Raw genomic sequence first — 11,567 nt, 5'->3', positions numbered from 1 at the left:
AGGAGGAGAAAAATATGGGGATTACAAAAAGAGGTTCCGCTTGGGAATGGCTGCATAGCTGGTGGATGCTGTTTATTTTCATGCCTTTTGCCATTACCAGTTTTTTTGCCTTTTTATTTATTGGCATCAAGGTTAGAAATAGAAAGTGGATCATGTACGGCATCATTTATTTTTTCATTTTTGCATTTGGTTTTGTTTTGCCCGATCTGCCCGGTGTTTTTATTGTGGTCCCGTTATGGGCGGTGACCATTATTCATGGATTTAAAGTGCGCCCGCTGTATTTGATTCAGCTGGATGTCTACAAAGATCATGTGGAGGCGCGGGCTTTTGCCGAGGCAAGAAGTGAAGCCGAGAGCAGATTTCATGCACCGAAACAGTCTATTCAGGATATACATATTCGCAAAGAACAGTAAGAAAAAAAGCTCAACACTCGCATTGTGTTGAGCTTTTTATATGTTACTGCTGATAGGATTGCTGCTGAAATGGCGTGTTTTGGCCGAATGGAAGTGTAGACACATTTGTATTCATGACGCTGGATTGTCCAGTAAGTTCCTGTTGCATTTGGTTGCACATGTTGACAACCTGCTGGCACTTTTGAATCGCCATGTCATGCCCGTGCAGTGCTTGCTGAATGGTATGTGCAGCTTGTTGTTCGTGGTTTAGAATCTGCTGCAGCATTTGGATGTTTTGCTGTTCCTGATGAAGCATTTGGCGATATTGCTGGCTGCTTTGCTGTGTTTGCTGAATGAGCTGCTGAGCAGTCTGGCGGCATTGATTCAGCTGCTGCAAGCCGTGTTGTGTATTATGCATGAATGATCCCTCCATGTATCGATTGACGTGAGTCGGTATTATCATGCAACCTGATTGAAAAGAAATTCTGCAAATGAGGAACTACAATTATTTTCCTCAGCCCCTCTGTCTTTGAATGAAAACGGTAAAGATTGTATACTGGGTACAATCCCTTTTTATGTAAATGTTCCGTTTTAACATATAAGAATGGCGGAAAACGAAACCCTGAGATGGGAGAATCGTATTCCGCTTTTTTTTCTTTGTTTGCTCAGAAACCGCCTTCCCCTGCAGTAAATGGGATATTCAGCCTGTTTTCTACTGTACGGAGGCGCTGATTGAGCCGATTTAGGCGGCGTGTATGGCGTTCAACAGTCTGGCTTAGCTGATTGACCTGTTCGGCCAGCCGCGCAATTTCGCGGTTTTGACGGCGGTCTTCGTTTGTTAGACGGGTTAATTCTCTCGACTGCTGTTCATTTTGCCGTTCAAGTGCTGCGATTCTTCTTTCTAAGGCCGGCTGTCTATCCATTTGGTATGGATCGTATACATCCTGCTGCGGATAAGAATTGTACTCATAGTGGCTATAGTAAGGTTCCTGCTGAGGCAGCTGAGGGCTGTAATATTGATAAGGGTTCATTATGATCAATCTCCTTGTGGGTGAATTCCTTATAACTTATGTAGTCATTGGCACAGCGGCACGGCATTCGCCCAAAAAGAGGAGGAAAGGATGTGATCCCCTTGAGAAACAAATATGGCATTTTGCTTTTAACTGCTGTATGCATTATGGTATCGGGCTGCCAACAGCAAAAAGAAGAGACACCGTTTTATTACGGAACGTGGGATGAGGGGCTTGCCCCCGGGCCAGCGGATGGCGTGAAATCAGCAACAGTCACATTTACCGAAGACGAGGTTGTGGAAACGGAAGTGATGGAAGGAAGAGGAGAGGTACAGCTGCCTTTTATGGCATACAAGGTGATTTCCCAAAGCACTGACGGGTCTATCGAGATTCAGTACCTCGGCCCCTATTATCCGCTCAAAAGCACGCTGAAAAGAGGAGAAAACGGGACATTGATATGGGAGCAAAATGGCCAGACAAAAACGATGACAAGAATCGAATCAAAGACCGGCAGGGAGGAGAAAGATGAGAAATCAAAAAGCTGAAAGACTGGTGGCAGCGGGGCTTGTTTTACATATCATTCAGTGGATATTTATATTATGGGCTTTTCTCAAAGTCAAACATGTATTTAGTGACTATACGATCTATAACCCTAATGTCATCAGCGGCTCCATGCATTCCTTATCGTTTATACAAATGATGCGCGCTATGATGTACTCAGGGGCAATCGTGAATTATGTGTTGTTTTTTGCCCTTGTATTGCTGATTTATGGCATAGTGCTTCATGCCATCCTGATCGTTCTGGAAATGGCGGCTTACGTCATGATCAGACGGAATTCTTCATCTTTATGGGGGTTCTTTTTGATCGCTGCGGGTGTGAAGCTTGCCATCTTGAATATAACCGGCATTCCTTTTCTAGCTGCCGGCTTTCTGCTGATGAAACAGAAAAAAGCAGAAAACGGCGTCAAGGCAGAAAGAAAGCGGAAACCGCGCTTGCGTATCCGAAGACAAGGGCGGCGTCTAAACAGAATCCGGAGAAAACCATCTCTTCCGGTTGAATATCAAAAAGAAAAAACGATATGATGGGACTATAGGCTGAAAACGACATGAAGGAGATGCAGGATGTACAAACTAATTGCAATTGATATGGATGGAACACTTTTAAATGATCATCATGAAGTAACAGAGGAGGTCCGCGACGCCCTTCACGCGGCAAAAGCGGAAGGTGTCAAAATTGTGCTCTGCACCGGCCGGCCTATCGGGGGTGTGCAGAGATATTTAGATGAACTGAATTTAATTGAAGAAGGCGACTATGTCATTGCGTATAATGGAGCGCTTGTTCAAAATACGCATACAAATGAAGTGGTCTCGGAGCTGTCTCTCGGCTATGATGATTTGACTTCATTATATGACCTAAGCTTAGAGCTGAAGACGCCGATGCATTTCTTTGATTCATCTAATTTGTATACGCCTAACCGGGATATTAGCGAATTTACTGTATACGAATCCTATGTGACACAGGTGCCGCTTCATTTCCGCAAGATTGACGAGGTGCCAAAAGATATCCTCATCCCGAAAGTGATGTTTATTGATAAACCGGAGAACTTAAGCCGCGTCATTACTTCGATTCCAAAAGACGTGAGAGAAAAATATACAATGGTCAAAAGCGCGCCTTTCTTTTATGAAATTCTGCACTCGGAAGCCAGCAAAGGAAATGCTGTACGCCAGCTGGCACAGCTGCTCGGAATCGAGCAGGCTGAAGTCATGAGCATAGGCGACAACGGGAACGACCTGACAATGATCGAATGGGCGGGCTGCGGGGTTGCCATGGCAAACGCCATTCCAGAAGTATTGGAAGCCGCAAACTTTCAAACGCGCTCCAATAATGAACATGGCGTTGCACATGCGATTCATGAGCTTGTTTTGTCGAAATAATGAAATCCAGCCTTCTAAAGGCTGGATTTTTTCGTTTTATTAGATGTAATGTCAATTCTTTGACGAATCGATTTGACTTTCGTTATGCTGATAAAACAAGTTGTTCACAAAATGTACGATTTAATTGAAAGGGGATTGAATCAGATGTGCACAAGTCTTACATTGGAAACTGCTGACCGTAAACATGTATTAGCGAGAACAATGGATTTTGCATTTCAGCTGGGGACGGAGGTCATTCTCTATCCACGGCGTTACAGCTGGAATAGTGAAGCTGACGGAAAGGCTCATAAGACACAGTACGCATTTATCGGTATGGGAAGAAAACTTGGTAATATTCTATTTGCAGACGGCGTTAATGAAAACGGTTTATCGTGTGCTGCACTTTATTTTCCGGGCTATGCAGAGTACGAAAAAACGATACGGGAAGATACCGTTCACATTGCCCCGCATGAGTTTGTGACATGGGTGTTGTCAGTCTGTCAGTCTTTGGAAGACGTAAAAGAAAAGATTCGATCTTTAACGATTGTAGAGAAAAAATTAGATCTATTGGATACAGTTTTACCGCTTCACTGGATATTGTCAGACCGGACGGGCCGAAGCCTGACGATAGAACCGAGAGCAGACGGCCTCAAAGTCTATGACAATCAACCTGGTGTCATGACGAACAGCCCCGACTTTATATGGCATGTAACCAATCTGCAGCAATATACAGGAATCAGACCGAAGCAATTAGAGAGCAAAGAGATGGGCGGATTAGCCCTTTCTGCTTTTGGCCAAGGCTTAGGAACTGTTGGTCTGCCGGGGGATTATACACCGCCTTCCCGGTTTGTCAGAGCTGTTTATTTGAAAGAACATCTAGAGCCGGCGGCCGATGAAACGAAAGGTGTAACAGCCGCTTTTCACATTTTGGCAAATATGACGATACCAAAGGGCGCAGTGATAACGGAAGAAGACGAAATTCATTATACGCAATATACTTCCGTGATGTGCAACGAAACTGGAAACTACTATTTCCACCACTATGACAATCGGCAAATCCAAAAAGTGAGTTTATTTCATGAAGACCTAGACCGCCTTGAGCCTAAAGTGTTTTCTGCTAAAGCAGAAGAAAGTATTCTAGAACTTAATTAAGATTCAATTAGCTGATTTCGGTATGAGTCCGGGATCAGCTTATTTTTTTATGTGATGTCTCAGCTTCTGAATGAGTGGAAAAATGGACCGTTCTACGACGGCGATCACGCGCGTTTATTAGCAAAGAGCAAAAGCGGCGGCAAAATGCGTATGGTCGGAAGTACAGATAAGGTACAAGCTACATTTATATAAACTTTGGATCAAAACGAGTCTCAGTATCAGACTGGTTTTGCCAGTATACAGGTTGCACAAATGCCGCCCCATGATTCTGCGAGATTCTTTTCAGCTTAAAAAGAAAAATTTAATCTTAACTCATTGACAAACGTCCAAGACAAAGGTACATTTTGATTTATTCATATTAAACGACTAGGAATATAGGAGTTTATTTTTCGGATTATTCAGCCTAAAAACATGATAAAAGGAGTATCGTCATGACAAGCAAAAAGAAACAAATCAAATTAGGGGTATTTTTAGCAGGTACAGGCCATCATGTTGCGTCTTGGCGGCACCCGGACGCGCCGTCAGATGCGAGCATGAATTTGGATTATTTTAAAGAGCTTGCGAAAACAGCGGAGCGAGGCAAGCTGGATATGCTGTTTTTAGCGGACAGTCTTTCAATTGACAGCAAATCACATCCAAATGTATTAACAAGGTTCGAGCCATTCACCCTGCTCTCTGCTTTGGCGCAGGTCACATCAAAAATTGGACTGACAGCAACAGCCTCCACTACATACAGCGAGCCATTCCATATTGCCAGACAGTTTGCGTCATTGGATCATCTCTCCAATGGCCGTGCCGGATGGAACGTCGTCACTTCATCTATTGAATCCACAGCGCTGAATTTCAGCGGGGAAAAGCACCTTGAACACCATTTGCGCTATCAGCGGGCAGAGGAATTTGTCGAGGTTGTAAAGGGGCTTTGGGATTCATGGGAAGAGGACGCCTTTATCCGTAATAAAGAAACGGGTGAATTCTTTGACAAAGAAAAAATGCATGAGCTGAACCATAAAGGAGAATATTTCTCGGTTCGCGGACCTCTGAACGTTTCAAGAACGCCGCAGGGCCAGCCGGTCATTATCCAGGCAGGATCATCAGGAGACGGAAAAGCGCTGGCTGCCAGAACAGCAGAAGTGATCTTCACAGCACAAAACCACCTGGAATCAGCTCAGGAATTTTATCAATCCATTAAAGAACAGGCTGCGGAATTCGGACGTGATCCAGAAAAAATTGCAATCATGCCGGGTATTTTCCCTATCATTGCTGATACAGAAGAAGCGGCGCAAGCCAAATACAAGGAGCTTCAAGATCTGATTATCCCATCTGTCGGTCTGCAAATTCTCCAAAATTACTTAGGCGGAATTGATTTGTCGGCATATCCGCTTGATGGGCCGCTGCCGAAGCTTGACGCAGAAGCTTCAAATGCTGTGAAGAGCCGCTTCAAGCTTGTTCAGGAGATGGCTGAACGTGACAATATGACGATACGAGAGCTTTACAAATACGTTGCAGGCTCCAGAGGCCACCATATCTTCGTCGGCACGCCGGAGCAGCTCGCCGACAAGATGCAGGAATGGGTGGATAAGAAAGCGTGTGACGGGTTTAACATCATGCCTCCACTTCTTCCAGAAGGAATTGAAGTGTTTGTTGATCAAGTGGTTCCGATTTTACAGGAGCGCGGCGTGTTCAGAAAAGAATATGAAGGCACAACATTACGAGAGCACTTCGGTTTGGAAAAGCCGGTAAACCGCTATACAAAGTAAGGAGGAACGCTAGATGAAGCCACAATATCGCCTTGCAGTTGAACGTGATGCCGAACAGCTTCTCGCGCTGACATTGCGGGCTTATGAACCGATTCGAAAGCTCGGCATTCGTTTTGCTGCCGCTCATGCGGATTTGGATTTGGTGCTGAAAAATATTCGGGAAAATGCTTGCTACGTCATGGAAGAAGACGGGCGGATCATCGCGACCATCACCTTGAGAATGCCTTGGGGAAAACAGCCGGGACCGTATGGCGTTCCGCATATCTGGTGGTTTGCTGTGGACCCCGACACCGGTAAAAAAGGAATCGGAACAAAGCTGCTTCAATGGCTGGAGGAAACAATCCTTCGCGATACGTTAAAGGTTCCGTTTGTCTCACTCGGAACAGCGGATAAGCATCCGTGGCTGATTGAGATGTACGAACGAAAAGGATATGTCCGCTCAGGTGAACAAGACCTTGGAAAAGGGCATATCACAGTCTATATGAAAAAACAATTGCGACATGATCTATAAAAATAGAAAAGGCGGGAAAATCAAATGAAGATGAAAAAATGGACAGTGCTGGTCGTTGCTGCATTATTAGCGGTGCTCTCAGCTTGCGGCAACGGAAACAGCAGCAGTAAAGAGGATGACAATGTGCTTCATGTCGGTGCGACAGGACAAAGTTACCCATTTGCTTATAAAGAAAACGGAAAGCTGACAGGTTTTGACGTGGAAGTGATGGAAGCAGTCGCTAAGAAAATTGACATGAAACTGGACTGGAAGCTGCTTGAATTCAGCGGGCTGATGGGAGAGCTTCAAACAGGCAAGCTTGACACCATTTCCAACCAGGTAGCTGTGACAGACGAACGTAAGGAAACGTATAACTTTACGAAACCATACGCTTATGCGGGAACACAGATTGTCGTCAAAAAAGACAATACTGACATCAAATCAGTAGACGATTTAAAAGGCAAGACAGTCGCAGCCGTTCTCGGTTCAAACCACGCGAAAAACCTTGAAAGCAAAGATCCTGATAAAAAAATCAATATCAAAACGTATGAAACACAAGAGGGTACGCTGAAGGATGTTGCGTACGGCCGTGTAGACGCTTATGTCAACAGCCGAACTGTATTGATCGCGCAAATCAAGAAGACCGGTTTGCCATTAAAGCTTGCAGGAGATCCGATTGTTTACGAACAGGTTGCATTCCCATTTGCCAAGGACGATGCGCACGACAAGCTCCGCAAAAAAGTCAATAAGGCGCTAGATGAATTGCGTAAAGACGGAACACTGAAAAAACTCTCTGAAAAATACTTTAATGAAGATATCACAGTAGAACAGAAGCATTAAGAAACGGCGGTGAATCACCAGAATGAACACGATTGATTGGGAATTCATGATATCAGCGTTCCCGACTTTAATTCAGGCCCTTCCGATCACCTTGTTTATGGCCATAGCGGCTATGATTTTTGCCATTATCGGAGGACTTATTCTCGCACTCATTACAAAGAACAAAATTCCAGTGCTTCATCAGCTGTCAAAGCTGTATATATCCTTTTTCCGAGGCGTGCCGACACTGGTGCAGCTGTTCTTAATCTATTACGGGCTGCCGCAGCTGTTTCCAGAGATGAGCAAAATGACAGCTCTCACAGCTGCCATCATCGGGTTAAGCTTAAAAAATGCAGCATATTTGGCAGAAATCTTCCGGGCCGCCCTCAATTCTGTTGATGACGGGCAGCTGGAGGCGTGCCTGTCTGTCGGTATGACAAAACTTCAGGCATACAGACGTATTATTTTGCCGCAAGCGATCCGAAATGCGATTCCGGCAACGGGTAATACATTTATCGGGCTCCTGAAAGAAACGTCACTGGCCTTTACATTAGGGGTCATGGAGATGTTCGCCCAAGGGAAGATGTACGCTTCAGGAAACCTCAAATATTTTGAGACGTACTTGGCGGTTGCGATCGTCTATTGGGTTCTTACCATGATCTACAGCATGTTGCAGGACTTGTTTGAACGTGCCATGAGCAAGCCATACCGGACTTAGAGGTGAAATCAGTTGATAACAGTAAAAAATATTCGCAAAGCGTTTAAAGATCTCGTCGTGCTCGACGGAATCGATCTAGAAGTGAAACGCGGAGAAGTGGTGGCAGTCATCGGTCCGTCCGGTTCCGGAAAGTCAACGCTTCTCCGGTGCTTAAATTTATTAGAGCGTCCGGATCAAGGCCTTATTGAAATCGGAGAAGCCAAACTGAACGCGGAAAAGTTTACACGCAAGGAAGCATATCGGCTTCGCCAGCAAACGGCCATGGTCTTTCAAAACTACAATCTGTTTAAAAATAAAACGGCTCTGCAAAACATTACAGAAGCTTTAATCGTGGCTCAACATAAACCACGCGACGAAGCGAAACGTATTGGAATGGAGATTCTGAAACAAGTCGGTCTGGAGCATAAGGCTGACAGCTATCCGATCACAATGTCCGGCGGCCAGCAGCAGCGAATCGGCATCGCCCGGGCGCTTGCGGTCAATCCGCATGCGATTTTGCTGGATGAACCAACGTCAGCGCTTGACCCTGAGCTCGTCACAGGGGTGCTTCAGGTCATCAAGTCCATTGCGGAAAAACAAACAACGATGATCATTGTTACACACGAAATGGCGTTTGCAAAAGAGGTTGCTGATCAAGTGATTTTTATGGCAGACGGCCATATTATCGAGCAGGGAACGCCAGAGGAATTGTTTGACCATCCGAAAAACGAACGGACGAAACGATTTATCAAGCAGGTGGGAGAGCCTGCAGAGCTTATATAAGAAGGAGAGAAGAACAATGGCCGACAAAGCGTTTCATACCCGTTTAATCAATATGCGGCGTGATCTTCATGAACATCCTGAACTGTCATTTCAAGAGATTGAAACGACGAAAAAAATCTGCCGCTGGCTTGAGGAGGAGCAAATCGAAATACTTGATGTTCCTCAATTGGAGACTGGTGTGATTGCAGAAATCAAAGGACGGGAAGACGGCCCCGTGATAGCAATACGAGCGGATATTGACGCGCTCCCGATCCAAGAACAGACGAATCTCCCATTTGCATCTAAGGTTGATGGCACAATGCATGCATGCGGACACGATTTTCATACCGCTTCTATTATTGGCACAGCGATGTTGCTGAATCAAAGAAGGGCCGAGCTGAAAGGTACAGTCCGCTTTATCTTTCAGCCAGCCGAAGAAATTGCCGCAGGAGCAAGAAAGGTTCTAGAAGCTGGCGTACTTAATGACGTTTCTGCGATTTTCGGCATGCACAATAAGCCGGATCTGCCTGTCGGAACCATTGGTGTAAAGGAAGGTCCGCTTATGGCAAGTGTTGACCGGTTTGAGATCGTCATCAAAGGGAAAGGCGGACACGCCGGCATCCCAAATAACAGTATTGATCCAATCGCTGCAGCCGGACAAATCATCAGCGGGCTTCAATCTGTGGTCAGCCGCAATATCAGCTCACTGCAAAACGCAGTCGTCAGTATTACAAGAGTACAGGCGGGCACCTCGTGGAACGTAATTCCAGACCAAGCTGAAATGGAGGGGACGGTTCGAACCTTTCAAAAAGAAGCGAGGCAGGCTGTTCCGGAGCATATGAGAAGAGTGGCTGAAGGAATTGCAGCGGGCTATGGGGCACAAGCAGAATTCAAGTGGTTTCCTTATTTGCCTTCCGTTCAGAATGACGGCACATTTTTGAATGCAGCATCCGAAGCTGCGGTACGGCTTGGCTATCAAACCGTTCACGCTGAGCAGTCTCCGGGCGGAGAAGACTTCGCTCTGTATCAAGAGAAGATTCCGGGATTTTTTGTCTGGATGGGAACGAACGGGACGGAGGAGTGGCATCATCCGGCCTTTACACTGGATGAAGATGCCCTTACGGTTGCCTCACAATACTTTGCGGAGCTGGCGGTTATTGTATTGGAGACCATCAAATGAGCAAACAAGGGCTGACAGCAGGTCTTGCAGCGGCTGTGAGAACATCACAACCTGAGCATTCAGTTGACGCGATTCGCGAAGCAAAAAAAGGATTACTTGATTTTACTGCCGCTTCATTCGCAGGAAGAGAAGATAAAGGAATTCAAAAGCTCCTCCGTCTGATAGAGGATGAAGGAGGCCGGCCCCTTGTTCCTATTATCGGACAGGGCAAAAAGGCTGCGCCATTACAATCCGCGATGCTGAATGGATTTATCGCCCATGCATTGGATTTTGATGATGTCCACTCCGATGTAAGAGGACACCCCAGTGCAGTCATCGTACCGGTCCTTATTGCATCTGCCGCTCGCGGACATGACGAGCGGCTTCTTGGCGCTTATATTGTTGGTGTTGAAGTGATGGGACGGCTGGGAGAATCAATTGGCAGCCGCCACTATGAAAAGGGCTGGCATAATACAGGAACGCTTGGTGCCATCGCTGCTGCCTGCGCCGTAGGTTATGCTGAGGAGCTGACTCAGGAAGAGCTGGAAAAAGCAATTGGTTTTGCGGCTACGCAATCTGCTGGGATGAGGGTGCAATTTGGAACAGAAATGAAACCGCTGCACGCCGGTTTGGCGGCTCAGGCTGGCTTGCTGGCCGTTAAGCTGGCCCAATCAGAATTTGGCGGGTCCCGCACGGCATTTGATGGAGAAACTGGTTTCTTCAGTCTGTACGGTGACGTTGAAAAAGCACAACACACTTTGCTAAACGATTGGGGGGCACCGTGGAGAATTGTGCAGCCGGGTCTATGGTTTAAAATCTATCCATTTTGTTCCGCGGCACACCATGCTGCAGATGCGGTACGACAGCTTATCTCCGAAGAAACCATTTCTGCTGCCAATACCGAACGTATTGAAGTGATATTTCCGCCAGGCGGAGATGCTGCATTGACGGAAAGATCTCCAAAAACTGGAGAGGAAGGCCGTTTCAGCGTTGAATATGTGATTGCTCTTGCTTTGCATGGACACGGCCTGACCGTTGAACATTTCAGCAGCCAGCCGATCCCAAGCGGGGTTCAAACGACAATGGGGCGAATTCAGCGCGTATATGACAATGCTATTCAGCCGGCTCCTCATGCCGTTCCAAAAGGCCGTTTCACGATTGTCCGGGCCTATTTATCAGACGGCCGGATTTGCGAAGCGCGTGTGGACTGCCCAAAAGGGGCGCCAGGAAATGAGCTGTCTGAAGAAGACTTAAAAGAAAAATTGACATTAACGGTCCCGCAAGAAAAAGCGCGGAGAATCATAACAGCCGTTGAAAAAGCCGATATAAAAGAATTTTTAGCTCATATTGAATAAGATCAACTCTATTCGGTGATTTCAGATGATATGATAAAATCAATCATACATTTGAAAAAG

At 46.0% G+C, this 11,567-nt stretch carries 14 protein-coding genes; 12 read left to right on the top strand and 2 right to left on the bottom strand.

Annotation, left to right across the window (positions count from 1 at the left end; genetic code table 11):
• Positions 1–14 precede the first annotated feature (14 nt).
• Positions 15–413 (top strand): hypothetical protein, encoded by a 399-nt coding sequence (locus tag NYE53_RS20085; RefSeq protein WP_003227087.1) that lies wholly within the window; start codon positions 15–17, stop codon positions 411–413.
• Positions 414–456: 43 nt separating this feature from the next.
• Here the strand turns inward: NYE53_RS20085 and NYE53_RS20080 are convergent, their stop codons facing one another.
• Positions 457–810: a hypothetical protein gene (locus tag NYE53_RS20080; protein WP_003236356.1), complete on the bottom strand. Its 354-nt coding sequence runs from the start codon at positions 808–810 to the stop codon at positions 457–459.
• A 247-nt stretch (positions 811–1,057) separates the two neighbouring features.
• Positions 1,058–1,423 (bottom strand): inner spore coat protein CotNE, encoded by a 366-nt coding sequence (gene cotNE / locus NYE53_RS20075; protein WP_123374112.1) that lies wholly within the window; start codon positions 1,421–1,423, stop codon positions 1,058–1,060.
• A 146-nt stretch (positions 1,424–1,569) separates the two neighbouring features.
• Here cotNE and NYE53_RS20070 point away from each other — a divergent pair, with 146 nt between their 5' ends.
• From NYE53_RS20070 to NYE53_RS20020, 11 genes are all read left to right on the top strand, one after another.
• Positions 1,570–1,947: a DUF3255 family protein gene (locus NYE53_RS20070; RefSeq protein WP_336155444.1), complete on the top strand. Its 378-nt coding sequence runs from the start codon at positions 1,570–1,572 to the stop codon at positions 1,945–1,947.
• Positions 1,928–2,485 (top strand): hypothetical protein, encoded by a 558-nt coding sequence (locus NYE53_RS20065; protein WP_327828845.1) that lies wholly within the window; start codon positions 1,928–1,930, stop codon positions 2,483–2,485. Before NYE53_RS20070 ends, NYE53_RS20065 begins: the two co-directional genes overlap by 20 nt.
• A gap of 39 nt (positions 2,486–2,524) precedes the next feature.
• Positions 2,525–3,337 (top strand): sugar-phosphatase, encoded by an 813-nt coding sequence (yidA, locus tag NYE53_RS20060; RefSeq protein WP_133954152.1) that lies wholly within the window; start codon positions 2,525–2,527, stop codon positions 3,335–3,337.
• Positions 3,338–3,481: 144 nt separating this feature from the next.
• The gene (gene yxeI, locus NYE53_RS20055; protein WP_339246475.1) at positions 3,482–4,468 is read left to right on the top strand and encodes a penicillin V amidase; all 987 of its coding nucleotides are present in this window, start codon (positions 3,482–3,484) and stop codon (positions 4,466–4,468) included.
• Positions 4,469–4,899: 431 nt separating this feature from the next.
• On the top strand, positions 4,900–6,225 hold the full coding sequence (locus NYE53_RS20050; RefSeq protein WP_042976841.1) for an LLM class flavin-dependent oxidoreductase: 1,326 nt from the start codon (positions 4,900–4,902) through the stop codon (positions 6,223–6,225).
• A 13-nt stretch (positions 6,226–6,238) separates the two neighbouring features.
• The gene (snaB, locus tag NYE53_RS20045) at positions 6,239–6,736 is read left to right on the top strand and encodes a sulfur-containing aminoacid acetyltransferase SnaB (RefSeq protein ID WP_043858340.1); all 498 of its coding nucleotides are present in this window, start codon (positions 6,239–6,241) and stop codon (positions 6,734–6,736) included.
• Positions 6,737–6,760: 24 nt separating this feature from the next.
• Positions 6,761–7,555, top strand: a complete 795-nt coding sequence (locus NYE53_RS20040; RefSeq protein WP_003227109.1) for an amino acid ABC transporter substrate-binding protein — start codon at positions 6,761–6,763, stop codon at positions 7,553–7,555.
• Positions 7,556–7,577: 22 nt separating this feature from the next.
• Positions 7,578–8,252, top strand: a complete 675-nt coding sequence (locus tag NYE53_RS20035; RefSeq protein WP_339246473.1) for an amino acid ABC transporter permease — start codon at positions 7,578–7,580, stop codon at positions 8,250–8,252.
• A 12-nt stretch (positions 8,253–8,264) separates the two neighbouring features.
• Positions 8,265–9,014, top strand: a complete 750-nt coding sequence (locus tag NYE53_RS20030) for an amino acid ABC transporter ATP-binding protein (protein WP_339246470.1) — start codon at positions 8,265–8,267, stop codon at positions 9,012–9,014.
• 16 nt (positions 9,015–9,030) lie between these two features.
• Positions 9,031–10,173: an N-acetyl-sulfur-metabolite deacetylase SndB gene (gene sndB, locus NYE53_RS20025; protein ID WP_339246468.1), complete on the top strand. Its 1,143-nt coding sequence runs from the start codon at positions 9,031–9,033 to the stop codon at positions 10,171–10,173.
• The gene (locus NYE53_RS20020) at positions 10,170–11,507 is read left to right on the top strand and encodes an MmgE/PrpD family protein (RefSeq protein WP_339246465.1); all 1,338 of its coding nucleotides are present in this window, start codon (positions 10,170–10,172) and stop codon (positions 11,505–11,507) included. Before sndB ends, NYE53_RS20020 begins: the two co-directional genes overlap by 4 nt.
• Positions 11,508–11,567 lie beyond the last annotated feature (60 nt).

It is taken from the genome of Bacillus sp. FSL R5-0523, from assembly GCF_037975295.1.
GTDB classification, from domain to species: domain Bacteria; phylum Bacillota; class Bacilli; order Bacillales; family Bacillaceae; genus Bacillus; species Bacillus subtilis.
The sequence above is the reverse complement of the archived record's forward strand: the minus strand, read 5'-3'. Positions and strand labels throughout refer to the sequence as shown.

Excerpts from the sequence above, each read along its gene's own strand:
- NYE53_RS20085 (WP_003227087.1), top strand. The coding sequence starts at position 15 with ATGGGGATTACAAAAAGAGGTTCCGCTTGGGAATGGCTGCATAGCTGG.
- NYE53_RS20080 (WP_003236356.1), bottom strand. The coding sequence starts at position 810 with ATGCATAATACACAACACGGCTTGCAGCAGCTGAATCAATGCCGCCAG.
- cotNE (WP_123374112.1), bottom strand. The coding sequence starts at position 1,423 with ATGAACCCTTATCAATATTACAGCCCTCAGCTGCCTCAGCAGGAACCT.
- NYE53_RS20070 (WP_336155444.1), top strand. The coding sequence starts at position 1,570 with ATGGTATCGGGCTGCCAACAGCAAAAAGAAGAGACACCGTTTTATTAC.
- NYE53_RS20065 (WP_327828845.1), top strand. The coding sequence starts at position 1,928 with ATGAGAAATCAAAAAGCTGAAAGACTGGTGGCAGCGGGGCTTGTTTTA.
- yidA (WP_133954152.1), top strand. The coding sequence starts at position 2,525 with ATGTACAAACTAATTGCAATTGATATGGATGGAACACTTTTAAATGAT.
- yxeI (WP_339246475.1), top strand. The coding sequence starts at position 3,482 with ATGTGCACAAGTCTTACATTGGAAACTGCTGACCGTAAACATGTATTA.
- NYE53_RS20050 (WP_042976841.1), top strand. The coding sequence starts at position 4,900 with ATGACAAGCAAAAAGAAACAAATCAAATTAGGGGTATTTTTAGCAGGT.
- snaB (WP_043858340.1), top strand. The coding sequence starts at position 6,239 with ATGAAGCCACAATATCGCCTTGCAGTTGAACGTGATGCCGAACAGCTT.
- NYE53_RS20040 (WP_003227109.1), top strand. The coding sequence starts at position 6,761 with ATGAAGATGAAAAAATGGACAGTGCTGGTCGTTGCTGCATTATTAGCG.
- NYE53_RS20035 (WP_339246473.1), top strand. The coding sequence starts at position 7,578 with ATGAACACGATTGATTGGGAATTCATGATATCAGCGTTCCCGACTTTA.
- sndB (WP_339246468.1), top strand. The coding sequence starts at position 9,031 with ATGGCCGACAAAGCGTTTCATACCCGTTTAATCAATATGCGGCGTGAT.
- NYE53_RS20020 (WP_339246465.1), top strand. The coding sequence starts at position 10,170 with ATGAGCAAACAAGGGCTGACAGCAGGTCTTGCAGCGGCTGTGAGAACA.